Consider the following 25,493-nt stretch of genomic DNA (forward strand, 5'->3'; position numbering starts at 1 on the left):
AAACCGGCAAGTAGCCCTACTTCTATGAGGGGAGTAGGAGCGGTAAGGGCAAAGTCGAACAGGTAGCCGCGCACTTTGGTTTCTTCAGGCGTACCCGATTTGATGCTAATGAGCCGATAGGGTTTTTTATGATACCGAAGCAGGCGAAACTCAAAAGGGTGGTTTTGCCAGGATGGGTCTAACGAAGCGCCGCAGGATTCGTATTTTTCAATCAGATTTTTGAGCAGTAGATCTGCATATTCTTCGTGTTCCGGGCTAAGGTAGTCGTGTAACCCGCGTTCATTTCTGCGACTTACTACAATGGGCGAGCGCATCTGTAAGTGCGTGGTTGTGTGCAGCGGGGGCATGGGCAATACTTCTACCTGCCGAACAGTCATGCGCAGGCGGTATTGGTTATCGCCTAAAATGCAGTGTTGGTGCATAAAAAGTCCTTGTACAAAGCGCTCGGCTACTGTATCCAAATAAAAATTGAGATGCAAACTTGCTTCTCGGCTTTTAATACGCATCAAGCCGTTTTCTACCGTAAAATTCGTTTGCAGGCTGCTGAACGTGTGTAGTTTGAAGTTTTTCCTCCCACTTTGGTAACCTTGACGGTGTAAAAATTCAGCAAGAGGCGCATCTGCATAGGCGATCTGCTTATAAAGCCAGCTTGCTATGTAGTAGGGGTAATTAAAGTTTAGATAATAGCCATCTTCGATGCTGAATAATAATTTTAATCTCATAAAAAGTCTATTTGACTTCGATTGCAATGTGAGCAAGATAAATTAATTATTCGAATCGAAGCAATTTTCTTGATAAAAATAAACCTGCAATCTTGATGATAAAATTACATCTAATATATACTCAAAAGGATTGACCCATGACAGGTAAATGATTCTTGGAGTAAAAATTATGGGGTGCTGCTGTACTATTTACAGCGGCAACCTATCAATAGCCTGCATGTTGTAGATAAAAGCCACTTACTTACCCCATCTCCAGTCGCCGCTGATGACAAGGGGTTCTTTCAGACCGTTGTCAATTAGGAAATTCTTGACTGTTTCGTCGTCCATGCGCTTGAGTGGCAACTCGGCGGCATTTGCTAACTCATAAAGCGCCATTCCTATCATGCGCACGGTGTGCTTCAGGGCTTGTGCATCTACCAGATTCATATTGTCGCAGTCTGCATGGTAACAGTTGAGTACATGGGCAGGGAGACTCCCTGTGAAACTCATAACCGGTACTCCTTGCAACATAAAAGGCTGATGATCAGAGTGTAAACCTGCACTTGAAGCGAAGTTATTAGTAAAACTATTGTCAATAGCTTTGAGCTTTTCGCCGATTTCCTTGTAGAAAGCCTCTGCTTGCGGCTGTCCGGGCACAGAAAATCCGGTAGGATTAGAAGTCATATCTACATTAATCATCAGGTCTATTTTTTTGATACTGCCGTCGGCGATTGCTTGCTGTACGTACTGGCGCGAACCAAGCAGCCCTTGCTCTTCGCCCATAAACATTACAAACTCGATGGTGCGCTTAGGTTTGAGTTTCAGTGCGGCAAAAGTGCGGGCAATGTCGAGAATCGTAAATGAGCCGATGCCATTGTCCACCGCGCCTGTTGCCAGATCCCATGAATCTAAGTGTCCGCCGATGACAATTTTACCTGCCGAAGGATCGCTGCCTTTGATCGTTCCGATCACATTGCGGGCTTTGATTGTGCCAATATTATTGGTCATGCGGATGCGGGCAGCCAGTTGGCGTGTTTTTAATTCTTCGCGGAGTTTAATGCCGTCGTCATTGGTGATGCTGACAGCGGGAATGCTGATAGTTTTTCCTGTAACCGATGCTGTTCCTGTTAGTAATATTTTACCGGGCGCATTGTTAATCATGATAACACCAATGGCGCCGTATTTGATGGCAAGCGCTGTTTTTTCAGAACGATGCAGATTTTTTCTACCTTCTGCGCGATTGGTCAGGCCAATATTCATCAGCACAATTTTTCCTTTGACCTGGTCTGCTGCTGCTTCAAATTCTGTCGCCAGACCATCGCCCAAGTCTATAATGGCTGCATTTACGTCTGCTTCGGCAGGGGAATGCGCCAAAGTAGCCGCGGGCATTTCAGGAAAGGCATCGCTGCCGACCGCACCTATGCCCAGCGATACAGTTCCACGCGACCATGACTGCACCTCGAACGGCTGAAAGCGAATGTCTTTCAATCCTGATTTTTTCAGGAAATCATAGGTGTATTGTTCTGCTTTTGCACCATTTGCACTGCCCGTCAGCCGATGCCCGATAGTGCTGCAGGCTTTATCTAAAGCGCTGTAAGCCTGAGAGTTGTTGGTTGCTTCGCGATAAATATTTTGCAAAACCTTGTCGTTAGCATTGCTTTGTGCGGCAGCCTCTATTGCCAGAGCAAGGAAAATAGCGGCAAAGATTTGTTTTTTCATGCGTTTGAGATTTGGATGAGCCTATCAAAACCTAAATTTAGCCATAACTTTGCCTTATGGCAAATCCACAAACAACAGAACTTTTTAAAATTGTAGAGAAATACTTCCCCGAACTGAGCGATAAGCAACGCCGGCAGTTTTTGGAGATGTACCCTATATACGAGGACTGGAACGGCAAGATCAACGTAATCTCGCGCAAAGACACTGAAAATTTTTACGAGAGGCATGTTCTTCATTCGCTTTTTATTGCAAAAATCATTCAATTTGCACCCGGCAGTCGTTTGATTGATGTGGGAACGGGTGGCGGATTCCCGGGTATTCCGCTGGCTGTACTTTTTCCTGAGGTTGAGTTTTTGTTGATTGATTCTATCGGTAAGAAGATCCGCGTGGTAGAAGATGTTGCCCGACAATTAGGCCTAACCAATGTGAAAGCCGTTCAGATTCGCGCGGAAGATGTCAATCAGAAATTTGACTTTGTACTGAGCCGTGCAGTTGCAGAAATTAACACCTTTTGGCGATGGACTGCGCATTTGATTGCCAAGAAATCGCAACATGAAATGCCTAATGGATTACTCTGTCTCAAAGGTGGCGATCTGATAGAAGAGTTTGCAGCGTTTCCGCACTTTTTTAAGTTTTATGAGTTGCGCTACTATTTTTCGGAAGATTTTTTCCACACTAAAAAATTAGTTTATGCACATGCCTGAGGAACACCTGCGCGTCAGTGTATTACAAGCCGATTTGCATTGGGAAAACCCCGAAGCTAACCGCGCAATGTTCGAGGAGATGATTTGGCAGTTAGGTACTCCAACAGATGTAATTGTATTGCCGGAAATGTTTACAACAGGCTTTACCATGTCGCCTGAAAAATTGGCAGAGCCGATGAACCTGCACACGCAAAAATGGATGCAGCAAATGGCTGCGCAAACTCATGCGGCTGTTTGCGGCAGCTACATTGTGCAGGAAAACGGGCGCTATTACAACCGATTTTTATGGATGCAGCCCGATGGTAAACATTTACACTACGACAAAAAACACCTTTTCGGAATGGCAGGAGAGACGACGCGCTACACTGCCGGAACTAAGCCGCTGGTTGTAGAGTGGCGCGGCTGGCGCATCTGCCCAATGATTTGTTATGATCTGCGCTTTCCTGTATGGTCGAGGTTGCGGTCAGATCTGCAATACGACCTGTTGATCTATGTGGCCAGTTGGCCTGCGCCGCGTGTACACGCATGGAATACGCTGCTCAAAGCCCGTGCAATCGAAAATCAGTCGTATTGCGTGGGAGTCAATCGCATCGGCAAAGACGGCTATGGACACGACTACACGGGAGAATCTGCCATTATTGATTATACCGGACATGTGCTTTTCTATGCCAAAGAAACGACTGCCACGCCTACTGTTGCTTTAGATAAAAAGCAACTGAACAAGTTTCGGCAGTCATTTCCGTTTCAGCAAGATGCCGATCTTTTTAAGATACTTCCATGAACCAGCGGCTGTACATAACGTAGTTGCCGGGGGTGCGTTGCAAGATGTCGCGCAGTTTATCGTCAATAGGCTTGATTTTTTTTGCAGGAATGCCCGCGTAAAGAAAACCTGCTTCGCAAATTGTGTTTTCCAGAACGATTGCGCCTGCGGCTATGAATGCGCCTTTTTGTACAACGGCATGATCCATCACAATAGCACCCATGCCGACCAGCACGTCATCTTCCAACGTACACCCGTGAATGATGGCATTATGTCCAATAGAGACACGGTTGCCGATAACCGTTGCTGCCCGCTGATAGGTACAGTGAATCACTGCTCCATCTTGAATATTGGTCGTATGCCCGATGGTGATAGTGTTAACGTCGCCGCGAACAACGGCATTGAACCATACACTGCAATTTTCGCCCATCGTTACTTGTCCTACGATAGTGGCATTATCTGCTAGAAAACAATTTTTGCCAATAACAGGCATTATTCCGTTGACTGCTTTGATCAGAGCCATAATATTTTGTATAAGAGTTAGCGTCTTAGTAATTTTGCCGCTTGGTAAGTGTTGCCTGCGGCGTGTTTTCCAACAAAAGTATAAAACTATTTCCAATGTCAAGAATTCTTACAGGGATTCAGAGTTCGGGCAGACCGCACCTAGGCAACTTGCTAGGCGCAATTATTCCCGCTATCGAACTTTCCAGAGACCCTAAAAACGAAGCCTTCATATTTATAGCGGATCTGCATTCGCTAACCACTATTAAAGATGCGGCACTCCGAAAGGAAAATACCCGTGCGGTAGCTGCTGCTTGGCTTGCTTTTGGGTTTGATACTGAGCGCAATACTTTCTACCGCCAGTCAATGGTGCCGGAGGTATGCGAGTTGGCATGGTATCTGAACTGTTTTACGCCCTATCCGATGCTTGCCAACGCACACTCGTTCAAAGATAAATCGGATCGTTTGGCAGATGTGAATGCAGGTTTGTTTACCTACCCCGTGCTAATGGCAGCCGATATTTTGTTGTACGAAGCACATTTTGTTCCTGTGGGCAAAGACCAAGAACAACATCTGGAAATTACACGCGATATTGCCCGCTCTTTCAATCACCAGTACGGCGATGTTTTTGTTATACCCCAAGCCCGCATCAGCGAAGAGGTCAAGACAATTCCGGGTACGGACGGACAAAAGATGAGTAAATCTTACAACAACATAATAGACATTTTTCTGCCCGAAAAAGCACTCAGAAAACAGATAATGGGCATCAAAACAGACAGCACTCCGCTTGAAGAACCTAAAAACCCTGACACGTGTACAGTTTTTAAACTATATTCGCTTGTTGCTACGCCCGATCAGACGCAGCAATTGCGCGAAAAGTACTTGGAAGGCAACTATGGCTACGGTGCGGCCAAGCAAGAATTATATGAAGTGATTGTAGCAAAATTTGGCAAAGAGCGCGAAAGATTCAATTATTACATGTCCGACAGTGCAGCTTTAGAGGCAGCACTTGAAAAAGGCGAAGCCAAAGCGCGTATCATTGCCCGCGAGGTATTGGCTAAGGTGCGTCAAAGACTTGGTTTTTAACAATAAAATGCTAATGATACAACCTGAGATTCACCTGTTACAGGAACTCTTAGAGCAGAGCGGACAGTCTGTTGTGCTATGCAACGCCGCGGGCGAGATTAGGTATGCCAATCGGCAGGCTAAGCAACTGATTGGAGCAGATTGTATCGCATCGCATCGCATTCAGTTTGCTGATACTCCCGTTCTTGTAATAGGTGAGCGCACCCTCAGGCTGCAAGAGCGCCCGCTAAACTCGCCCGATCTGCGTTGGTTTACTATTCTGGAAGAATCTTCCTCTACAGGGCAACTTTACAAAAATCCTGCCGACGAAATTAACAACTTGCTACTCCAACTTTCCAGTGGCATACTGAGCGATGTTCATAATGATCAGAGCATTATCAAAATTCTGGAGAGTATTACGCTGATCGGTAACTACGATGCAGGGGTTATCTATCCCAAAGCCAATAGCGACTGGGCTCAGCACACGCAACTTAGCTTTATCAGAAATAAAGATGTATCGCCTTTACCGCAATTATTATCTCTCAGTTCGGCTATGCTGGACAGCCTGATTAATATTTTAGGGCCGCGTACACGCTACCTCCTCCGCACAGACGCTCATGTGCCTGAGGAATTGAAGCCATTGCAGGATATTGTTCGCCAGAGTGGTTTCAGCCTGATGATCATTGTGCCGATAAGATCCGATCAGGGAGTAGAGGGTTTGCTGAGCCTGTACTCTTCCGGGCCTTTTTTGCTTTCACAAAAAAAACTGGATGCAGTGCTTGTATTTTTTGCTACAACCTTTGCCAACAGCATCCGCAATCTACGCATCAAGCAGCAGATAGACAGCTACCGCGAACTTGCAGAGAAGCAGATCGTACATACGCTTAATGTATTAGATAGCCTACTCAACAACACGCCGCTCGTTGCCATCCAAGCCTACGACCCTCAAGGGATCATTACCTACTGGAATACACACAGCAAAGAGATTTACGGCTACAGCGGTCAGGAGGTAGCGGGGCGGCATCTATCCGAGTTTTTTGTCAATAGCCATGCAACTGTTGAGCAACTGAACAAAGTACTTCGCACCCAACAGCCTTCACAACCTACCGAAATGCTTGTGAAAACAAAAAATGGCAAAAAGATTTGGGTGATTAGCAGCATGATTCCCGTGCTTGCAGACAATTCGGTAATCAATGTATCGAGTATTTACCGTTTAGACGTTGATATTACGCGCCTCAAAGAAATAGAGGCACAGGAGCGCATTACCAAGAATGCGCTTCAGCAATACAGTTTGAGAATTGAACAGCAAAATCAAGATTTACTGCAAAAAGAAGAAGCACTTATCCAAGCCAATGAGGTGCTTAAACTACATCAATACAGCTTAGACAATGCCATTAAGGAGCTTTCCGAGCGCAATTATGAATTAGACCAGTTTGTGCATAAAGTATCGCACGACATCCGCTCGCCGCTTACCTCGCTGCTGGGGCTGATAGACGTTATGTACATGTACTTGCACAGTCCCGAAATGCTCAAAGAGTGTCTTGAAAATATGGTTAAAAGTATTAAAAGGCTCGATCGTTTTGTGCTTTCTATGCTGGACTACTCGCGTGCCAACCGCAAAGAGGACTATCTCGAACCGATTAAGATTGAGGCGATCCTCGAGGAGGCTTTAGAAGACCTGAAATACATGGATAATTTTCAGCGGATGCGGATCACCTATCACCTGCCCGATGAGGCACAGATTTTCAAATCCGATCCGGTGCGCTTGGTCATCATTCTGCGCAACCTCATCTCCAATGCGATCAAATACGCAAACGTCTATAAAAACGACAACCGATTAGAAATTAGCGTACAAGTAACACCTGAAAAAGCTGTTTTTATTATCCAAGATAACGGTATTGGTATCAAGCAAGAGCTTGCAGACAAAGTGTTTGATATGTTTTTCCGTGCAACTGCCAATGCACAAGGCTCAGGCTTAGGGCTTTACATTGTTAAGCAAACAGTTACGCGCATGGGTGGAACAATTGACATGCAAACAGAATACGGACAAGGCACTACTTTTACGGTTATTTTACCGAACCATGCCTAACTGCTATGCAACCAAATAACCTTTTGTCTGTCAAACAATGGAAATCCTTTGAGTGGCTTGCGCTATTGATTGTTTCGATGCACCTCTTCGGCTTTGGCTTTATGCTTTGGGAGCCAACCTCTGCATTATTTGTATCCTTAACTCCCCTTACACTGTTGGTGTCGCTTGGTGTTATGTTGTATTTCCACCAAGATCGCACGAGTTTATTTTTTATCAGTTGTTTTTTGGTATGGCTGGGGGGCTTTCTGGTAGAACTTGCAGGTGTACAAACCGGGTTTATTTTTGGGCAATACGCCTACGGTGAGGTGCTGGGCATCAAAATCTGGGACACACCGCTGATGATAGGTGTCAATTGGCTTTTGCTTATCTATGCCATAGCTGCGCTGATGGCACATAAAACTTGGGCACTGTGGCAAAAAACCCTTATTATCGGTACGGGCATGACGCTGCTGGATGTGCTGATCGAACCCTTTGCTATTCGCTTTGGACTTTGGCACTGGTTCGGTGCGCCTGTTCCTTTGCAAAACTACATCGCTTGGCTGATTACGGGATCTACCATCGGCGCAGTATTTCTGGCGCTTAACCCGCGTATGCAAACGAAGAACCGTATGGCAACCGTTGTGCTGATCGCACAGACCTTGTTTTTTCTGGCACACAACGTAGCCATCTTCTTAGCACTTTAAGTAGTTGTACAAAATTCAGCCTTCCGCGTTCATATACAGGAAATTGTAGGAAACTTTGACCTATGAAGGCTTGCTGAATTTTACAGCCTTCCGCGTTCATATACAGGAAATTGTAGCTGTTACAGCTACGGCATTTTGTCAATAAAAAATACACGATTTTACTGCAAAGACAGCAAGCCCAACGGCTTTTTGTTACGCAAAGCCCATAGGACTGCTACCTTTGTAGGCTATTGTGTAATTTTATTAGCTAAACACCGCAGGTGTGGCATCATAGGGGCATCGAACGATAAAGGAAACTTTAATTTGACTATTTACTTGAACCGACAAACAATGAAAACAAATAAGCAGCGAATTGCCATTGACATGGATGATGTAATGGCAGATGCTACCGGCAGATTCATCCAGTTAGTAGCCGAAAGGCATGGCGTTGTTATAGCAAAACACGAACTTCGCAACGATCTGCTCCAAAAAGCCGGCATACCTTACCAACAGGTCAGGCATTGGCTTTGGGAAGAGGGCTTCTTTCGCCATATGCAGCCCCTACCCGACAGCCGCGAGGTGATGCGCGAATTAGTCGAAAAGTACGAGGTTTTCATCGTCTCGGCAGCTATCGAGTTTCCCCAATCGCTGCGCGAGAAAGTAGAATGGCTCGCTGAACATTTTCCATTCATAGACTGGCGATATATCGTCCTCTGCGGACATAAGTACATGATCCAAGCCGACTACCTGATAGACGATCACGAGAAAAACCTGATTCACTTTACCGGAACACCTATCGTATTTACTGCCCCACACAATATCCACTTACAAGGCTATGAGCGCGTGAACAACTGGGCGGAAATAGGCGCAAGATTTTTGTAAAAAAGGCACTTTGTCGTAATTTGGAAAACGTGAAAGTGAAAATAATACTTGAACCCATATGTCGCGTCTTTTACATTGGCTGCAAAAAAACTTTATTTATGTCTCTGTTTACATCGTAGCCGCACTAATCAGTATAGGTATCATTACTTCCTACAATACTAAGCTCAAAATTGATACATTGGCGGAAAATCGCGCTTTTTATGATACCATGTATGTCCACTACAACATCCAGTACATAGATATTATCCGCGCACTGGATGTTGGTATTCGTGGGTTTGCAATCACGCGCGACACTGTCTATCTGGATGCCTACCGCGAAAATGGAAGACGCTACAAAACCAGCACAGACATCATAGATTCAGTTATGCGCCTGCGTAATTATCCTTTCGAGGATAAAATGCGTTCTGCTATGCAAGCCATCAAGGACTACGAAAGCTACATTCTGGAAATGGAGCGGCAGGTGCGAGAGAACAATATGGAGCGCTTCTATGATTTGCTGCGGGAAGATCGCGGAAAGGCGCTTTGGCACTTCTACTACTCTACATGGATAGCAGTTAGGGACTTTGAAACACAGCGCGTGCAGCAAGCAGAAGCAGATTTACAGTTAGCCTTTGCACTCAACCGAAGTTTCCAACTGCTGTTGTTAATTATTGGTATTCCCTTGCTGATCTGGCTAGCGCGCAAACTACAGCGGGATGCCCTTAACCGCGAGCAACTCTTGCAACAACTCGACTATACCAACCGCACAGAACTTTTTAATGATGGAAAAGAGAAAAAAGGGCTTACCCCATCAGACATTATCAATAACGTTACCCAAAACATGAAACAGGCTGAGTTTTTTATTCGATGTATTGCCGAAGGAAAATACGACATCACATGGGACGGACTTACACCTGAAAACGCAGCATTGAACACCACTAACGTTGTTGGCGAGTTGTTGCAACTCAGAGATAAGTTGGCGCGCGTCAGTCATGAAGAGGCACGTCGCAAATGGGCGGCAGAGGGCATTTCTCAGTTTAACGATCTGTTGCGCAAATATCAATACAACCTCAATGAACTATCTGTTCAGGCGCTTTCTTTCATCGTGCGTTATACGGGCAGCCTGCAAGGAGCGCTATTCATTGAACAAGTACAGAACGACACTGTGGTGCTCCAAATGAGTGCCTGTTATGCCTATGAGCGCATCAAGGCCATACAGCGTCATGTTGCACCCGGCGAGGGGTTGGTAGGGCAGGTCTATCTCGAAAAACAACTGCTGCATATTGCCAAAATTCCGGCAAATTATACGGCTATCTCTGCGGGGCTGGGAGTTCTGAAGCCTTCCGAACTGCTCTTGCTGCCGCTCAAAACCAACGAATTGGTAGAAGGCGTGATCGAACTGGCTACACTAAGCGAATACGACAAGGAAACGATCCTGTTTTTGGAGCGAATAGCCGAGTCTTTAGCCGCCGCAATAGCCGCACAGAAAAATGCAGAGCAGAATCGCATCCTACTCGAGCAGCTCAAACAGCAAACCGAAATTATGCGAGCGCAGGAAGAAGAACTACGCCAAAATATGGAAGAGCTTCATGCAACACATGAATCGCTCAGCCGCACGGTTGCCGCCACAAGAGGCGAGGACAAACAACCGCGCAGCACATACTAAAACTGGTCTGCCAGCGATATGCTTGCCCGAATGCAGTCCGCCAGCGATATGCCGTGTACCCAGTTGGAGTGGCAATAGATGCCGTCTTGTCGTAGTTCTGTTGCCGCCTGTTTAGCAGCGCCTATGTGCAGATCGTATTGCGGAATGGCAGCTTTCCAGCGGGTAAAGTGTGTGGCAAGTGGCTCGTCCTGTATGTGATAAATACGCTGCAACTCTTTTGACACATTATCAATAATTTCTTCATCGGGAAGTTCGGTTTTTTCAGCAAACATAGCGCCGCCAACGAAGTTGGTAAATAGTACCTGATCTTCGGGGCAGCAATCGGGGAAGATACTGCTGCTCCAGATGCTGCCTGCCGTAAATGTACCTTCTGCTTTTGGATGCAATAAGCCAAAGCCATCGGGAAGGTTGTTGACGGCGCTTTTGGCAAATACTGTATGCACCACACACATAGGCGGGTAGTACACTGCTTCAAACGCATTTGCGGCAGAAGGATAAAGATTTGAGAGCAATCGGGCAGCCTGAAAAGCAGGCAAAGCCAGTACCAGCCGCGCAGCAGCAAACTCTCCCCCACTCTCAAATGAGAGTTGAAAACCGTTGTCAGTATCTTTTTGAATAGCAATCAGTTTTGCTCTATAGGTAATATCCAAACCTTTGGCAAGTGCATGGGCAAGTCCCTGCATCCCCCCCTGAAAGGTGTAAGATTGCTTGCGTCCGCCTCCGCCCGCTTTGAGCAAGCCGCGCAATACAGAACCGAACTCGCGCTCGTAAGTGGCAAGTTGTGGAAATGCCTCACGCACCAGTAATTGCTCAGGATCGCCCGCATAAATGCCTGCTACAAAGGGCTTTAATACTTTTTCGACTACTTCATCGGAGAAACGACGGCGGACAAATGCTGCCAGCGTTTCATCTGCTGCCCCCTTGCTTCTTCTGAAAAACTCGGTAAGTATGCGCCATTTGGTGCGCCATGAAAAAAAATCGCCTTTCAAAAGTGCCGGCGGCGATGTGGGCAGCAAAGCAGGGCGGCCTTTCCACAAAATGTAGCGGTTTTTAGATGCTACAGAAGGCGCTATCATCAGATCACTAATGCCTGTGTCAGACAAAAATTGGTGTACCTGCCCATCTACCAGCAGCGAGTTGGGCCCCGTATCGAATCTGTAAGCGCCTGCATGTACAGTTTTGATATTGCCGCCCGGCGACAGATCTGCCTCAAAAACAGCTACAGGAATACCTTTTTTCTGTAGTGCCTGTGCCAATGCCAGCCCCGATATGCCCGCACCTATGATCGCCGTTGGCAGAGATTGATTAGTTTTGCTCATAAAAAATCAATTATATTTAGCCTTCCACATGGCTTTCGCATTTCAATTGCTTGATTATTGCTGAAATAATGCCTTACTTTGCGGCAATCATCAAACAAAGATACACTTGCCCGTCCTCTCATGGAAAACCCGATAGCAAAGAAATTAGAAGCCCTGCTCAAACTACAGCAGATAGATTCCAAATTAGACGAAATTGACAAAATCAGAGGGGATTTACCCGAAGAAGTACAGGATTTGGAAGATGAAATCGCCGGCTATCAGACCCGTATTGCAAAGTTTAATGAGGAGTTAAGGTCTTTCAACGAAACGATCAGCAGCAACAAGCAGAGCATCAAAGATGCGGAAAAGTTGATCGAAAAGTACCAAGCGCAACAAGAAAATGTCCGTAACGACCGCGAGTTTGCCGCTATCAGCAAAGAAATAGAGTTGCAAGAGCTTGAAATTCAAATCTTTCAGAAGAAAATAAAAGAAACCGAACTCAAAATACAAGGTAAGAAAAAGCAGATAGAAGAAACAGAGGTAATGCTTGCAGAGCGCCAAAAAGATTTGGAGAACAAGCGCAAAGAACTTGAGTTAATTATTGCCGAAAGCAAAGAAGACGAAGCAAGGCTGTTCAAAGAACGCGAGAAACGCGCCAAGAGTCTCGATCCTCGCTTGTACAAATCTTACATGAAAATTCGCGAAAACTCAAACAACGGGTTAGCTGTCGTTACTGTCAAGCGCGATGCTTGTGGAGGTTGTTTCAATATTGTGCCTCCGCAGCGCCAAGCCGAGATCAAAGAACAGAAAAAACTGATTATTTGCGAACATTGCGGCAGGATACTGGCAGGGGTAGAAGAGGCAGTCGCTCCCGAAAAATCTGCAACTGCTAAAAAAGGAAGTCGCCGCCGCGCTATCGAAGAAAAAGTCGAGGTTTTAGACGTAGGTTTGGGGAGCTTAGATGATTAAGCGACCACAACGCCGCAAATGTTTTTTAAGGCCCTGAGGATGTATTGCCATCCTTAGGGTTTTTTCAATCATACCGATCCAATTCTTTTTTTGTCCTACCATTGCCATGAAACAATTTACCGGTGTAGCCGATGTGCGTCATTTTTTGAATGACCTTGTGCAAGAAGCGCTTGCGCTCAAAAAAAATCCTTTTGCCCACCAGCACTTGGGCAAGAATAAAGTAATCGGTTTGGTGTTTATGAATCCCAGCCTGCGAACGCGCCTAAGCACGCAACGGGCCGCTTTAAATCTGGGGATGCAGGCAATGGTGATGAATGCTGATAAGGACGCTTGGAAAATGGCAACAGGCGAGGGCGTAGTAATGAACGGCGATGCGGCAGAACATATCAAAGATGCTGTCGCTGTCATGGGGCAATACTGCGATATTCTCGGGCTGCGATCTTTTGCTACTTTGGTCAATAAAGACGATGACTATGCCGAACAAAACCTCACTGATTTTATCCGCTATTCGGGCGTGCCTGTAGTTAGCCTTGAGTCGGCTACGCGCCATCCGCTGCAATCCCTTGCCGATCTGGTAACGATAGAAGAGTACAAGAAAAAGCCGCGCCCCAAAGTAGTACTTACTTGGGCGCCGCACCCACGCGCCTTGCCGCAGGCCGTACCCAACTCGTTTGCCGAGTGGATGCTGGCTGCCGATATGGATCTCACGATTGCACATCCTGAGGGCTACGAACTCGATCCTGCTTTCACACAGGGAGCTATCATCACCTACGACCAGAAAGCAGCCTTCAAAAATGCAGACTTTATTTATGCTAAAAACTGGTCGAGCTATAGCGAATACGGACAGATACTACTTCGCGATCGCTCGTGGACGGTTTCGGCAGATAAAATGGCGCTGACCAACAACGCATATTTTATGCACTGCCTGCCGGTGCGCCGAAACGTAGTGGTGGACGATGCGGTAATTGACAGCCCCCAATCGCTTATCATTCCGCAGGCAGCCAATCGCGTCTGGGCTTGTCAGGCCGTACTGAAACGCATGTTGGAAAACCTATGAGAAGCGCGGAAAAATCATTAATTTTGTAACAGTTAATCTCCTATACACATGACAACGATTCTTTTGGCAGTTGGCATCATGGCCATGTTCTTTGCATTGATGAGTGTGCGTTTGTTATTCCTGAAAAACGGTGAATTCAAAGGCACCTGCGCAACGCAAAGCCCAGTTCTGCGCGAAAATGGCGTAGATTGCTTGGTTTGCGGCAAAAAAGCAGGCGAAGAGTGCAAAAATGAAATAAAAGATGTGAAAGCCGCCTAATGGCTATATTCTTGCTGAACAAACTTCACGTGAAAGAGTATATCTTCCTCTTCCTGAAAGGTATTGCCATGGGATCTGCCGACGTAGTTCCGGGTGTTTCGGGAGGTACAATAGCCTTTATTACAGGTATTTACGAGCGGCTTCTCAATGCCATTCGTTCTGCCAACGGCGCAGCCCTGAAACTCTTATTGGGTTTTCGCATCAAAGAACTCTGGCAACATATAGACGGGACTTTTCTGCTCGTCCTTTTTGCAGGTATCGGCGTGGCTGTTATTGGGCTGTCCAAGCTCATCCTCTACCTGCTTGCAAACTATCCTGAAATGCTTTGGGCTTTCTTCTTCGGGCTGATCATCGCTTCGGCTCTACTGGTTTCCAAGTCAGTCAAAAAGTGGAATGTTGCAGCTATTGCCTTTCTGCTGGTTGGCGCTGTGCTTGCTTACTGGGTAACAGTTGCCGTACCCGTAGAAACACCAACCGACTTATGGTTTATTTTCCTAAGCGGATCTCTTGCCATCTGCGCAATGATCTTACCCGGCATTTCGGGCAGTTTCATTCTTTTGCTGCTCAGTAAATACGAATACATCATCCGCTCGCTGACCGAATTGAATTTTAAAGTCATCATCACCTTTGCATTGGGTTGTATTACGGGACTGTTGAGTTTTTCACATGTACTGCACTGGTTACTGAGGCGCCACCACGATCTGGCTGTAGCTATGTTGATGGGCTTTATGATTGGTTCGCTAAACAAGGTCTGGCCATGGAAGCAGGTGTTGGAATACTACACAGACCGCCACGGTAAGATGAAGCCGATTGTAGAGGCAAACGTATTACCGACACAATATCTCGAACTGACGGGGAAAGATCCGATGCTACTTGCCTGTGTGCTGCTTTGTATCTTCGGTTTTGCTCTTGTTTATCTGATTGAACGCACCGCTTCCCGGCAATCAAACTGATACAGATGCCACTCGTCAGCGTGATTATGCCCGCGCTACAGGCGGAAAAATACATTGACAAAGCTATCCAAAGCGTTGTAGATCAGGTGTTTGTAGATTGGGAACTCATAGTGGTCGACGATGGCAGTTGCGATCGGACAGCTGCCATCGTTACACAATGGACTATGCGCGACCAACGCATTCACCTGTTCTCAAATCCTCAAACGAGAGGCGCTGCACGCAGCCGCAACCATGCCATTGACCATGCCACAGGTGAACTAATTGCCTTTCTGGACGCAGACGATCTGGCCTATCCGCAGCGCTTGCAACAACAAGTGCAATACCTGCAACAGCATCCGCAGGTAGGACTTGCAGCGCATTGGTTAGACATTATAGATGAAAACGGTATGTTGCATCCTGTACAATGGCAATGGCGCAAGGAGAAAGATACACATTTACCTGTTTTTTTGCTGTTTGGAAATGCTTTCGCACTATCTGCTGTTATGATGCGGCGCGGTATTTGGCTACAGCTGAAAGGTTTTCAGCCTGATTTTGAACCCTGCGAAGATTATGCGCTATGGACAGATGTCGCGCAGATAACGGGCGTTCATATACTGCCTCAAAAGTTGGGCGCAAGACGCGAACACCGCAACAGTTGGACAAATCGCGCAGCAGATCGAAGCTCATTGCAGACAGCCCGCATCGTTACTGCGCACTTAAAGGCGATCGGTGTCGAACCTACCGAAGCACAGTTGCACCTCCACCAACAGTTGCGCCATCGCCAATTTGAAAAAAATAATGATTTTGCACGAGCCGCCAAGAACTGGCTTGGACTGCTGCTACAAAAAAATCAGCAAAAAAGGCGCTATTCCCCGGAAGCTATGACAGAAGTACTCGCCGAAATCTGGTATGATTACTGGCATTTACGCCATGCCGAAGGACTTGCTGCCTTGAAACAATACTTCAACAGTCCGCTTTGGCAAGCCAATGGCTTACGCAAAAACGGACTATTGATTGCCCTATGTATCAGGGCTTTCTTGCGCTAAAGTTATACCAATACCTGCTCAGCAGCCATCAGTACTGCTTTGAGCTTGGCTGTATTTTTCCCTGCCGCAGTTGCAAAGAACGGCTGACCGCCGCCGCCGCCTTCCACTAATTTGGCAAAGTCTTTTGCGATTTGCGAAGCGTTCCAGTTGCGTTCTTTTACCAAGTTGTCCGCAATCATCACGGCAACATGTGCTTTGCCGTCAATTGCCGCAGTTAATACAGCAAACAGCGACTCGGTTTCTTGTTTCAACTGGAAAGCCAGCGTTTTCAACGCATCGGCTTTAGGCACATCTACTTGTGCAGCTAAAAACTGAACGCCGTTTTTATTAGTGATTTGCTTGCGTAACTCTTGCTTGACAACTTGAAGCGCTTCGTTTTGCAGGCGCTCAATTTCCTTTTGTAAGGTCTGTTTTTCTTCCAGTAAGCCTTCTAGGGATTTGAGCAAATCTTTCGGATTCTTCAGCAAGCTACGCACTGCATCCAGCAAGGCCATTTCCTGATTAATCATTTCCTCCGCCTTAACGGCTGTAACTGCTTCAATTCGGCGCACACCTGCGGCAGAAGATCCTTCCGATACAATTTTAAAATATCCGATGGTTCCTGTTTGTGCAACGTGTGTACCGCCGCAAAGTTCTACGCTAAAATTTTTATCAAAGGTAATCACACGGACAAAATCGCCGTATTTTTCGCCAAATAACGCCATAGCTCCCATTGCTTTGGCTTGTTCTATCGGCACGTTGCGCTGCTCGTCTAACGCAATGTTTGCGCGGATTTTAGCATTGACAATTTTTTCTACCTGCGCTATTTCTGCCTCCGTCATTTTGGCAAAATGAGAGAAGTCAAAGCGAAGCGCTTCATCATTGACTAATGAGCCTTTTTGCGCCACGTGCGTGCCAAGCACTTCGCGCAAAGCGGCGTGCATTAGGTGCGTAGCTGTGTGATTGCTTTCAATCAAACGGCGGCGGTTGCTGTCTATCAACGCCGTTACAACAGGCGCTCCATTAACACCTGTCAAAATTTCAGGCAATTTATCGTAAGTAAAATGAACAATTTGGTCAATTTCCTTTTTGGTGTCTGCAATGTGGATTTTGCGAGGGGTATCTCCGTGAATGACCAAAATGCCCGTATCGCCTACCTGTCCGCCGCTTTCGGCATAGAAGGGCGTGCGATCTAACACAAGCTGGTATTGCGTTCCTTTTTTGTCTGTGATTTGGCGGTAGCGGAGCAGGCGGGCTTCTGCCTCATCTGCCTCATAACCAACAAATTGGGTAGGTTCATCGGAAGGCTCGAGGATAATCCAATCTCCTTTTTCGGAAGCGGCTGCGCTGCGCGAGCGTTCCTTCTGCTCTTGCATCGCTTTGTCAAAACCGGCTTCGTCTATCAATAAGCCGTTTTCGCGGGCGATGAGCGCCGTCAAGTCCAGTGGAAAGCCGTAAGTATCGTATAGTTCAAACGCTATTTTTCCATCAATAATTTTTTTATCGGCAGACTGGGCGATAATATCATCTAACATACGCAAACCGTTTTCCAATGTACGCAAAAAAGCCGCTTCTTCTTCGCGCACCACGTTTGCGATAAAATCGAGCTGGGCTTTTACTTCGGGAAAGATAGCTGCAAACTGTTCAGCCAACAGCGGCACTAAATGGCACATAAAAGGCTGTCGGAAACCTAAGAATGTGTAGCCATAGCGCACAGCGCGGCGCAGAATGCGGCGGATAACGTAGCCTGCCCTGTTGTTGGAAGGCAACTGCCCGTCGGCAATGGCAAAAACAACGGCGCGCAGGTGGTCTGCCACCACACGCATAGCGACAGCCACTTTGCTGTTTTCCTGTTCAGCCTGATGATAATTTTTACCCGATTCCTGCTCTAATTGGCGGATAATCGGCTGGAAAATGTCGGTGTCGTAGTTAGAAACTTTATTTTGAATGGCTCTTACCAAACGTTCAAAGCCCATGCCCGTATCCACGTGCTTGTCGGGAAGGGGTTCGAGGCTGCCATCCGCCTTGCGATTGAACTGCATAAACACTAAGTTCCAAATCTCAATTACCTGCGGATGGTCTTTATTGACCAAATCATAGCCCGATACCTGCGCGCGCGCGACATCAGGGCGCAAGTCTATATGAATTTCCGAGCAAGGCCCACATGGCCCTTGGTCGCCCATTTCCCAGAAATTGTCTTTTTTGTTGCCGTAAAGGATGCGGTTTTCGTCTATATGCTGCTTCCAGAGTTCGCGGGCTTCATCATCGCGGCTCAGTCCTTCTTTTTTATCGCCGCCAAAAACGGTCACATACAGCCTGTCTTTGGGCAAACGATAAACTTCGGTGAGCAACTCCCAAGCCCACTGAATGGCTTCTTTTTTGAAATAATCGCCAAAAGACCAGTTGCCGAGCATTTCAAACATGGTATGGTGGTAGGTATCCAGCCCTACATCTTCCAAGTCGTTGTGCTTGCCCGATACGCGCAGACACTTTTGTGAATTGGCTACGCGCTTGTGTTCCGGCGCTCGGTTGCCCAAAAAGTAGTCTTTAAACTGTACCATGCCCGAATTGGAAAACATCAGCGTCGGGTCGTTTTTTAATACCATCGGCGCAGAGTGGACGTAAGCATGTCCGCATTTTTTGATAAAAAAGTCTAAAAATTGCTGGCGTATTTCGTTGGCAGTCATCATTGGGATATTTGAACGGGCAAAGATAAAAGTTAATCCGGTTTTTCATCGGCAAATTTCCATGCAAGATACTGCCGCAACACAGGCACATCGGCAGCGCACCAGTCTAACAGGTGCAGCTCTTCGTCGGCGCACCAGCGGATTTTGTTATGTTCAATCAACTGAAAATCAGCATTTTTTTCAGGTTCGCAGACAAAAGGAATCAGGCGGATGGATTTGTCGGGATAGTGATGCACGCAATCGGGCAGGCGGGCAATGATGCGCACTGCCGCGCCTAGTTCTTCGGCAATTTCGCGGCGGATGCACTCCTCCGCTGTTTCGCCTGCATGCATTTTGCCGCCGGGAAATTCCCACAAGCCGCCCTGCGAACGATTCACAGCGCGTTGGGCAGCCAGCACACGCCCCTCGTGGACGATGATGGCACAGGTTACGGAAAGGGTGCGGGACATGGTGCAAATGTCGGTATTATTGCCCTAACTTTGCAGCGTTTACACGATTAGAACGCAGATGACACGGATACATATAGACAAAAAATCCGCCTACATCCGTGCAATCCGCCAATATCAGCGTTTAAGACAGTCAAAAAAATGCGCAAATTAAGCATAGAAGAATTAGGGCGAATAGATGCGAAGGATTACAAGCAATTTGCTAACCGAAATGTGGCCATTGTACTCGACAACGTCCGCAGTGCGCTCAATGTGGGTTCGGTTTTTCGCACGGCGGATGCCTTCGGGGTGTATAAACTCTATCTGTGTGGCATTACCGCCACGCCGCCCAATCGGGATATTCACAAAACGGCGCTTGGCGCACAGCAAAGCGTGGCTTGGGAATATTTTGCCGATACCGCTGCCTGCTTACAACGGCTCAAAGGTCAAAATTTTCAACTCGCGATTGTGGAACAAACCAACGAAAAAATTATGTTGCACGAATTTTTTCCGCAAGAGGAAGTTAGTTATGCCTTTATTTTTGGCAATGAAGCTACCGGCGTAAGCGAAGCAGCAGTCGCAGCGGCAGATTTTGCGCTGGAAATCCCGCAATTTGGCGCTAAACATTCATTTAATATTGCCGTAACGGTCGGTATTGTAATGTGGCATTACTTTGTGCGCGGTTTGGCCGCCCGATGACCAGATAGCCGCTTACGACAACATGTCATTTTTTATTCACCTATTTTAACTCCATGAAAATCGGAATTATCAGAGAAGGCAAGACTCCACCCGACCGCCGCGTGCCGCTAACTCCACGTCAATGTACGCTGATTCGCCGCTTATATCCTCACATTGAAATATACGTACAGCCCAGCCCTATCCGCTGCTATGCAGATAAGGAATATGCCGCCGAAGGACTGCCGCTTAGTGAAGATTTGAGCCATTGCGATGTGCTGCTGGGCATTAAAGAAGTACCCATTCCGCAACTGATAGCCAATAAAGTTTACTTTTTCTTTTCGCATACGATTAAAAAACAGGCTTATAACCGTCCGCTTTTGCAGGCTTTGTTGCAAAAAAATATTACTATGGTGGACTACGAGACCCTGACCGATGAAAAAGGCAATCGCCTGATTGCTTTCGGGCATTATGCGGGGTTAGTAGGCGCTTACAACGGCATTCTGGCTTATGGCGAAAAATACAACCTGTTTCATCTCAAACCGGCGCATCAGTGTTTCGACCGCCACGAACTGATTTTTGGTCTGCATAAACTGGCGTTGCCCCCTATCAAAATTGCCGTTACGGGTAGCGGACGCGTAGCCAAAGGCGCGATGGAAATGCTCGATGAAATGAAAATTGAGCGCGTGGACGTAATGGAATACCTGAACCAAAAGCAATTTTCTATGCCTGTTTACACACAGCTAAACTCTTCTGCCTATCATGTACACAAAAAAGGGCGCAAGTTCATTGCAGAAGAATTTTACAGTTTTCCAGAACATTTTGAGTCGCATTTTGAGCCGTTTTATCGCAATACAGACCTATTAATTGCAGCCGCTTATTGGAATCCCAAAGCGCCGCGATTGTTTAGTGCCGAAGAAATGAAACGCGATGACTTTCGGATTCGCGTCATTGCTGATATTACTTGCGACATTGACGGCTCGATTCCGTCCACGAAGCGCCCCAGCAAAATCGGCGACCCTGTGTATGACTACAACCGCTTTACCGAACAATTAGAACCGCCTTACAGCCACCCTGACAATGTTTCGGTAATGGCGATTGACAATCTTCCCAGCGAACTGCCCCGCGATGCTTCGGAAGAATTCGGCGGCATTTTCATTGAGCGCATTTTGGCGCATTTGTTCAACGATGAGCAAGGCATTATCGCGCGGGCTACCATTACCAAGGGCAATCGTTTGACACAGCGCTACTCCTATTTGCAGGCTTTTGCAGAGGGGCGGGAGTAACTTATTTGCGGTTGCTCGGGCCTGATTCAATCGTAATGCCTGCCTGCAGGTTGCGCATATTGATACCTAAGCGTTTCGCGTCGGTATTGCCCCATGTGTAGGCAATGGCTTCAGGTTTACCCTCTTCGTAAATAGCCAACTTGAGTACTTGCATATCTTTTCCGTACACGACTTCGGATAGCTCTAACCAGTATTTGGTAGGTTCGCCTTTTTCAGTAACGAATTGCACCTTATCGCCTTGATTGTGCAGGCGTAGGTTGCGCATTGTGAAATACTCGTTTTGCTTGAGTGGATTTTGCACGACCATCCATGCGGTGTAATAAGTCGAGCGTTTGAGCATGTGAGGAATCTTCCCTTTATGACCGAATACGTAGTTGCCGTCTTCGTCTTCTGCCTCATCGCGGATCCATATTTCGTCGCGTGTAAGTTTGAGGCTGTCGGTAATATAGATGCGTTTGCCTGTGCGTTTAGAGACTACATTGCAGGCACGAGGCTTCATATAGCCGATGAAGTGATCACCGTTGCGCTTCCAAAACACACCACAGCCGGGCGTAGTAATGAGTTGTTCGGGCTTGAGGTCGCGCAATTTATCAGGCTGTAAATGTGCGTCGTAGTAGAGGCTATCTACGGGAAAACTGTAAATATCTAATCGAATAGCTCTCTCGGCAGCATCTATACCGAAACTGTACAGCCGTTGGCGGTATATTTTTTTCGGATTGCCGTCCATGTATTGCTTTACATAGAATACATGCTTACCGAAAGCAGGCACTTGTACAGGAGCAAAAATAGAGTGAATATGCTCGTGCATCAGATCGGGCTTTACCGAATCGCGCTTCTCTTTCCAGACCTGTTGGAAATTATCGAATTCACCTGTAAACCAGACCATCATAGTGTCGAGGTCTTGCTGTAGCGGATTTTTGTTTTTCTGTGCAATTGCCTGACAAGCAATTAACAGCGATGCAATTGTAAGTAGTTTGATGTTCGTTTTCATAGACAGTTAGTCAAGTTGATAAAGTGTACACTCAAGCAAATTTATGGAAATTTCTGTACCTGCCTGCAAGAGTTTGAATTGTTAATGAGATTAACTAATTTAGGCAAAAGTTTGTTTGTCTCAACCATCCAAATCGCATGAACATGAAAGAACTTAGACACCACCTATTGATTATGGGGCTATTGATGGCTCTACCGCAATGGCTCTGGGCACAATCAGGCACAATCAGTGGTAAAATTACCAATGCAGCGGGTGATGAGCCGCTCATCGGCGCCACTGTGCAGATCAAAGGTACGACCATCGGCACGGCTACCGATTTTGCAGGTCAGTACCGCCTGACAGGTATTCCTGTTGGAAGAACTGTAACTTTGGTGATTCGAAACATCGGCTTCAAAGAGCGCGAGGTAGCTATCCAACTGGCAGCCAATGAGAGTAAAACATTTGATTTTACGCTGGAGAGCACGGATTTGTATTTGGAAGACATTGTGGTAACGGGACTTGCTGTGCAAACCAAGCAAAAAGAATTGGGTACTTCCCGCGCCAATATTAGTAGCAGAACACTTGAGGAATTACCTATTCCAACAGTAGAAGATGCACTGATTGGTCGTTTGGCAGGGGTAGAAACCTACTCAACCGATGGTACACCCGGAGGCGGTTTCCGTTTCAGGATACGCGGGGGCAATTCAATCATTGGCGCTTCCGAGCCGTTGGTGATCGTAGATGGGATTTTTCTGGACAACTCCAATCGAAATGTAACCACAGGTGCTAATGCCGTTAATGGTACAGGCTCAGCCTCTTTTGGTATGAACAATGGTACACGCGCATTGGGGGCTATCAACCCCGAGGACATTGAAAGTATAGAAGTACTGAAAGGCGCAGCAGCGGCTTCGCTTTACGGTTCGCGTGCTTCTTCGGGCGTTATCGTAATCAAGACCAAAAGCGGCGGAGGAGGACAGCCTACTTTTGAGTACAGTTTAGACGCAGGTACGACAGAGGTGCACCGTGGAGTGCTAAACTATAAAATGAACTGGTCGCCTGAGGAGGTGCGCACTTGGGCTGCCTTAGTGAATGAGGCACAAACAGGTGCTGCGATTGCGCGCCGCTATACCCCCGCCGAAATAGATCTATTCGCGCAGCAAAGCGGACTTGGCATCAACTGGATGACAGCGGCTTTCCGTCGCGGTTCGTTTACGCGGCATACCTTCCGCGTAGCAGGGGGCGATAACAAACTCAGCTATTACGCATCTGCCAGTACGCAAAACAACATCGGGCATATGAAAGGAACGGAATTCGGTGCAAACGGCTTCCGTGTGAGCGTTACCTCGCGCCCGACCAATAAATTTGAAGTACGTGTAAATGCCGATTATTCAGCAGACAAGCGCGTACAGTTGCCGGGAGGTGCGCCGGGCTTTTTTATAGTAAACGCATGGGGGCGCAACTCGAACGCCATGCCGTTTATGACCTTAGAGCAGGTGCGTAACCCTGCGCAGGCTGCGCGGGTAGATTTGGGCATCGCCTCGCCAGATGCTTATACAACGCTACGCCGCGAAAACGACATTCAGCGCATTATTGGCAGTGTAAACGCCAAATACAACATCACGCAAAATCTGGTAGTAGATGCCAATTTGGGGGTAGATAACAGCAATATTGATGGTAAAATGATTTATCCGTTCGGGCTGGTGTCGCTGTTTCCTACAGGTCGCCTCGATGTGGATAAAGAAGTGCTGCGCCAGACAACTTTTACCCTTGGTCTGAATCATGCCTGGGAAATCAACAAGGACTTGTATGTTAAATCTGCAGTTGGCTTGCAGTACGACGAAAATCTGCGCACCTATCTGTATGCGCGTTTCCAGAACCGCGTACCGACTATAAATGAGCGTTTTCTCGGTGGTTATCAGGTGTTTAATGCAGGATCTAACTTCGAGCTGCGCACTCCCGTAAATACGCTGGGTATTTATTTCAACGAGACAATTGGGTACAAGGATAAGGTTTTCGTCAATTTAGGTGGACGTTTTGATCGGGGTACTGCTTTCCGCGAAGAATTTTTCTTCTATCCGCGTGCATCGGTAAGCTACAGCATCAAAGATAACATCCGCGCCCGCGCTGCGATTGGCTCTTCGGGTACACAGCCGCCGCCGTTCTTCATCAACCCTACCTTTGGCTTAGATCCAGGGGGCTACAACGGCGCTTCTACGATCAACTACCTGACCCCGGGTAATCCTAACCTCAAACCTGAGACGCAGATCGAATCGGAAATTGGCATTGATGGTTCGCTGCTGAAAGGTCGCCTGAACTTTGAGCTGACCTACTATAACAAACAGTTCCGCGACTTGCTGCTCAACTCGGGCGTGAACCCTGCCACTAATCGCGGCTTTACCGAAAATTTGATCAATGTGGGCGAAATGTACAATCGCGGTTTTGAAATTGCCATCAATGGCGATGTGATCCGCACGAAAGATTTGACTTGGAACTTAGGCTTTACAGGAACAACTTTAGACAATAAAGTTACCAGCCTGAATATTGCCGCACAGCCCGGACAAACGCCGCAAGTACTGGGCGGTTTGCTGAGCATTGCCCGCATCAAGGAAGGTTATCCATTGGGCGGCTTATGGACTCCGGCTTTTACAGGTCAGGATATTTTCCTTGGTTCACCTTTTGCCCGTTTCGATTTCAACTTTAATACTCAAGTTGACTATAAAGGCTTATTTGCCCGCGTATTGTTTGGCGGCAAGAGCGGTCTGAAGCGATTCAATGGCACAGCGCGCGATCTGGCTGCGCCCGGCACACGTATGCACGATGAATTTTGGAATCGCTCGGCAGCAGAGTTGAACGCTCCTGCAGCGCAAGGCGGCATATTCAACGATTTCAGCCGCTGGGTGCAGGACGCAAGTTTTACCAAATTGCGCTTCTTAACAGTAGGCTATACTGTGCCTAAAGATCAATTAAGCAAGATTCCGGGTAGCTTTGTAAAGAAACTCAGCCTCTCGCTTACAGGTGCTAACCTGCTGACATTCAGTAAGTACAAAGGTGGCTTTGACATCGAGTCCGAAACTTCAGGCGCAGGACAGCAGAACGCATGGGTGCGCGGTGTTGATTTCTGGGAAGCCGGTATTCCGCGCAGTTATACTTTCTCTCTCAACGTTGGATTTTAACTCTGCTAAA

General features: G+C 47.0%; 22 protein-coding genes. 15 read left to right on the top strand and 7 right to left on the bottom strand.

Annotated elements, in window-relative coordinates; genetic code table 11:
* Nucleotides 1-722: CRISPR-associated endoribonuclease Cas6 (gene cas6, locus ACWIP2_RS06245; protein WP_448519051.1), on the bottom strand; the 722-nt coding region annotated here is incomplete at its 3' end.
* A gap of 237 nt (nt 723-959) precedes the next feature.
* Nucleotides 960-2,420, bottom strand: coding sequence for a M28 family peptidase (locus ACWIP2_RS06250; RefSeq protein ID WP_448519052.1), 1,461 nt, complete (start codon nt 2,418-2,420; stop codon nt 960-962).
* A gap of 56 nt (nt 2,421-2,476) precedes the next feature.
* Between ACWIP2_RS06250 and rsmG the strand changes: the two genes are divergently transcribed.
* Both rsmG and ACWIP2_RS06260 read left to right on the top strand, forming a co-directional pair.
* Nucleotides 2,477-3,124 (top strand): 16S rRNA (guanine(527)-N(7))-methyltransferase RsmG, encoded by a 648-nt coding sequence (rsmG, locus tag ACWIP2_RS06255; protein WP_448519053.1) that lies wholly within the window; start codon nt 2,477-2,479, stop codon nt 3,122-3,124.
* The gene (locus ACWIP2_RS06260; protein WP_448519054.1) at nt 3,117-3,905 is read left to right on the top strand and encodes an amidohydrolase; all 789 of its coding nucleotides are present in this window, start codon (nt 3,117-3,119) and stop codon (nt 3,903-3,905) included. The genes rsmG and ACWIP2_RS06260 overlap by 8 nt, the downstream gene beginning before the upstream one ends.
* Here the strand turns inward: ACWIP2_RS06260 and ACWIP2_RS06265 are convergent.
* A complete protein-coding gene (locus ACWIP2_RS06265) occupies nt 3,889-4,407 on the bottom strand; it encodes a gamma carbonic anhydrase family protein (protein ID WP_448519055.1) in 519 nt (172 codons plus the stop codon). The genes ACWIP2_RS06260 and ACWIP2_RS06265 overlap by 17 nt on opposite strands.
* A 95-nt stretch (nt 4,408-4,502) precedes the next feature.
* On the opposite strand from ACWIP2_RS06265, the gene trpS reads away from it, so the two are divergent.
* The 5 genes from trpS (at nt 4,503) to ACWIP2_RS06290 (ending at nt 10,728) form a co-directional block, all read left to right on the top strand.
* Nucleotides 4,503-5,471, top strand: a complete 969-nt coding sequence (gene trpS, locus ACWIP2_RS06270) for a tryptophan--tRNA ligase (protein ID WP_448519056.1) — start codon at nt 4,503-4,505, stop codon at nt 5,469-5,471.
* 13 nt (nt 5,472-5,484) lie between these two features.
* Nucleotides 5,485-7,539, top strand: a complete 2,055-nt coding sequence (locus tag ACWIP2_RS06275; RefSeq protein ID WP_448519057.1) for a PAS domain-containing sensor histidine kinase — start codon at nt 5,485-5,487, stop codon at nt 7,537-7,539.
* A gap of 5 nt (nt 7,540-7,544) precedes the next feature.
* Nucleotides 7,545-8,222, top strand: coding sequence for a carotenoid biosynthesis protein (locus ACWIP2_RS06280; RefSeq protein WP_448519058.1), 678 nt, complete (start codon nt 7,545-7,547; stop codon nt 8,220-8,222).
* Between the two features lie 330 nt (nt 8,223-8,552).
* Complete coding sequence (locus tag ACWIP2_RS06285) at nt 8,553-9,083, top strand: 5' nucleotidase, NT5C type (RefSeq protein ID WP_448519059.1); 531 nt, start codon at nt 8,553-8,555, stop codon at nt 9,081-9,083.
* Nucleotides 9,084-9,141: 58 nt separating this feature from the next.
* The gene (locus ACWIP2_RS06290; protein ID WP_448519060.1) at nt 9,142-10,728 is read left to right on the top strand and encodes a GAF domain-containing protein; all 1,587 of its coding nucleotides are present in this window, start codon (nt 9,142-9,144) and stop codon (nt 10,726-10,728) included.
* Here ACWIP2_RS06290 and hemG read toward each other — a convergent pair.
* The gene (hemG, locus tag ACWIP2_RS06295; protein ID WP_448519061.1) at nt 10,725-12,047 is read right to left on the bottom strand and encodes a protoporphyrinogen oxidase; all 1,323 of its coding nucleotides are present in this window, start codon (nt 12,045-12,047) and stop codon (nt 10,725-10,727) included. The two genes, ACWIP2_RS06290 and hemG, sit on opposite strands and share 4 nt — an antisense overlap.
* 120 nt (nt 12,048-12,167) lie before the next feature.
* On the opposite strand from hemG, the gene ACWIP2_RS06300 reads away from it, so the two are divergent.
* The 5 genes from ACWIP2_RS06300 to ACWIP2_RS06320 all read left to right on the top strand — a co-directional run bounded on the left by ACWIP2_RS06300 (nt 12,168) and on the right by ACWIP2_RS06320 (nt 16,288).
* Nucleotides 12,168-12,995: a zinc ribbon domain-containing protein gene (locus tag ACWIP2_RS06300; RefSeq protein ID WP_448519062.1), complete on the top strand. Its 828-nt coding sequence runs from the start codon at nt 12,168-12,170 to the stop codon at nt 12,993-12,995.
* A gap of 106 nt (nt 12,996-13,101) precedes the next feature.
* A complete protein-coding gene (locus ACWIP2_RS06305; protein ID WP_448519063.1) occupies nt 13,102-14,052 on the top strand; it encodes an N-acetylornithine carbamoyltransferase in 951 nt (316 codons plus the stop codon).
* A 48-nt stretch (nt 14,053-14,100) separates the two neighbouring features.
* A complete protein-coding gene (locus ACWIP2_RS06310) occupies nt 14,101-14,310 on the top strand; it encodes a hypothetical protein (RefSeq protein WP_448519064.1) in 210 nt (69 codons plus the stop codon).
* Nucleotides 14,310-15,263 carry a DUF368 domain-containing protein gene (locus ACWIP2_RS06315; RefSeq protein ID WP_448519065.1) on the top strand — a complete coding sequence of 318 codons (954 nt, stop codon included), beginning with the start codon at nt 14,310-14,312 and terminating at the stop codon, nt 15,261-15,263. The genes ACWIP2_RS06310 and ACWIP2_RS06315 overlap by 1 nt, the downstream gene beginning before the upstream one ends.
* A 5-nt stretch (nt 15,264-15,268) precedes the next feature.
* Nucleotides 15,269-16,288 carry a glycosyltransferase family 2 protein gene (locus ACWIP2_RS06320; protein ID WP_448519066.1) on the top strand — a complete coding sequence of 340 codons (1,020 nt, stop codon included), beginning with the start codon at nt 15,269-15,271 and terminating at the stop codon, nt 16,286-16,288.
* Nucleotides 16,289-16,290: 2 nt separating this feature from the next.
* Here the strand turns inward: ACWIP2_RS06320 and alaS are convergent, their stop codons facing one another.
* Both alaS and ACWIP2_RS06330 read right to left on the bottom strand, forming a co-directional pair.
* Nucleotides 16,291-18,954, bottom strand: coding sequence for an alanine--tRNA ligase (gene alaS / locus ACWIP2_RS06325; protein ID WP_448519067.1), 2,664 nt, complete (start codon nt 18,952-18,954; stop codon nt 16,291-16,293).
* Between the two features lie 32 nt (nt 18,955-18,986).
* Nucleotides 18,987-19,403 (bottom strand): (deoxy)nucleoside triphosphate pyrophosphohydrolase, encoded by a 417-nt coding sequence (locus ACWIP2_RS06330; protein ID WP_448519068.1) that lies wholly within the window; start codon nt 19,401-19,403, stop codon nt 18,987-18,989.
* Nucleotides 19,404-19,541: 138 nt separating this feature from the next.
* On the opposite strand from ACWIP2_RS06330, the gene ACWIP2_RS06335 reads away from it, so the two are divergent.
* Nucleotides 19,542-20,078, top strand: coding sequence for a TrmH family RNA methyltransferase (locus ACWIP2_RS06335; RefSeq protein ID WP_448519069.1), 537 nt, complete (start codon nt 19,542-19,544; stop codon nt 20,076-20,078).
* Nucleotides 20,079-20,131: 53 nt separating this feature from the next.
* Nucleotides 20,132-21,340, top strand: a complete 1,209-nt coding sequence (locus tag ACWIP2_RS06340) for an NAD(P)-dependent oxidoreductase (protein WP_448519070.1) — start codon at nt 20,132-20,134, stop codon at nt 21,338-21,340.
* Between the two features lies 1 nt (nt 21,341).
* On the opposite strand, the gene ACWIP2_RS06345 is transcribed toward ACWIP2_RS06340, so the two are convergent.
* The gene (locus ACWIP2_RS06345) at nt 21,342-22,331 is read right to left on the bottom strand and encodes a chromophore lyase CpcT/CpeT (protein ID WP_448519071.1); all 990 of its coding nucleotides are present in this window, start codon (nt 22,329-22,331) and stop codon (nt 21,342-21,344) included.
* A 143-nt stretch (nt 22,332-22,474) separates the two neighbouring features.
* Here ACWIP2_RS06345 and ACWIP2_RS06350 point away from each other — a divergent pair, with 143 nt between their 5' ends.
* A complete protein-coding gene (locus tag ACWIP2_RS06350) occupies nt 22,475-25,483 on the top strand; it encodes a SusC/RagA family TonB-linked outer membrane protein (protein WP_448519072.1) in 3,009 nt (1,002 codons plus the stop codon).
* The last annotated feature ends 10 nt before the right edge of the window (nt 25,484-25,493 follow it).

Source organism: Rhodoflexus sp., from assembly GCF_053489755.1.

Bases quoted from the DNA above. Each gene is read 5' to 3' on its own strand.
- ACWIP2_RS06250 (WP_448519052.1), bottom strand. From the start codon at position 2,420: ATGAAAAAACAAATCTTTGCCGCTATTTTCCTTGCTCTGGCAATAGAG.
- rsmG (WP_448519053.1), top strand. From the start codon at position 2,477: ATGGCAAATCCACAAACAACAGAACTTTTTAAAATTGTAGAGAAATAC.
- ACWIP2_RS06260 (WP_448519054.1), top strand. From the start codon at position 3,117: ATGCCTGAGGAACACCTGCGCGTCAGTGTATTACAAGCCGATTTGCAT.
- ACWIP2_RS06265 (WP_448519055.1), bottom strand. From the start codon at position 4,407: ATGGCTCTGATCAAAGCAGTCAACGGAATAATGCCTGTTATTGGCAAA.
- trpS (WP_448519056.1), top strand. From the start codon at position 4,503: ATGTCAAGAATTCTTACAGGGATTCAGAGTTCGGGCAGACCGCACCTA.
- ACWIP2_RS06275 (WP_448519057.1), top strand. From the start codon at position 5,485: ATGATACAACCTGAGATTCACCTGTTACAGGAACTCTTAGAGCAGAGC.
- ACWIP2_RS06280 (WP_448519058.1), top strand. From the start codon at position 7,545: ATGCAACCAAATAACCTTTTGTCTGTCAAACAATGGAAATCCTTTGAG.
- ACWIP2_RS06285 (WP_448519059.1), top strand. From the start codon at position 8,553: ATGAAAACAAATAAGCAGCGAATTGCCATTGACATGGATGATGTAATG.
- ACWIP2_RS06290 (WP_448519060.1), top strand. From the start codon at position 9,142: ATGTCGCGTCTTTTACATTGGCTGCAAAAAAACTTTATTTATGTCTCT.
- hemG (WP_448519061.1), bottom strand. From the start codon at position 12,047: ATGAGCAAAACTAATCAATCTCTGCCAACGGCGATCATAGGTGCGGGC.
- ACWIP2_RS06300 (WP_448519062.1), top strand. From the start codon at position 12,168: ATGGAAAACCCGATAGCAAAGAAATTAGAAGCCCTGCTCAAACTACAG.
- ACWIP2_RS06305 (WP_448519063.1), top strand. From the start codon at position 13,102: ATGAAACAATTTACCGGTGTAGCCGATGTGCGTCATTTTTTGAATGAC.
- ACWIP2_RS06310 (WP_448519064.1), top strand. From the start codon at position 14,101: ATGACAACGATTCTTTTGGCAGTTGGCATCATGGCCATGTTCTTTGCA.
- ACWIP2_RS06315 (WP_448519065.1), top strand. From the start codon at position 14,310: ATGGCTATATTCTTGCTGAACAAACTTCACGTGAAAGAGTATATCTTC.
- ACWIP2_RS06320 (WP_448519066.1), top strand. From the start codon at position 15,269: ATGCCACTCGTCAGCGTGATTATGCCCGCGCTACAGGCGGAAAAATAC.
- alaS (WP_448519067.1), bottom strand. From the start codon at position 18,954: ATGACTGCCAACGAAATACGCCAGCAATTTTTAGACTTTTTTATCAAA.
- ACWIP2_RS06330 (WP_448519068.1), bottom strand. From the start codon at position 19,403: ATGTCCCGCACCCTTTCCGTAACCTGTGCCATCATCGTCCACGAGGGG.
- ACWIP2_RS06335 (WP_448519069.1), top strand. From the start codon at position 19,542: ATGCGCAAATTAAGCATAGAAGAATTAGGGCGAATAGATGCGAAGGAT.
- ACWIP2_RS06340 (WP_448519070.1), top strand. From the start codon at position 20,132: ATGAAAATCGGAATTATCAGAGAAGGCAAGACTCCACCCGACCGCCGC.
- ACWIP2_RS06345 (WP_448519071.1), bottom strand. From the start codon at position 22,331: ATGAAAACGAACATCAAACTACTTACAATTGCATCGCTGTTAATTGCT.
- ACWIP2_RS06350 (WP_448519072.1), top strand. From the start codon at position 22,475: ATGAAAGAACTTAGACACCACCTATTGATTATGGGGCTATTGATGGCT.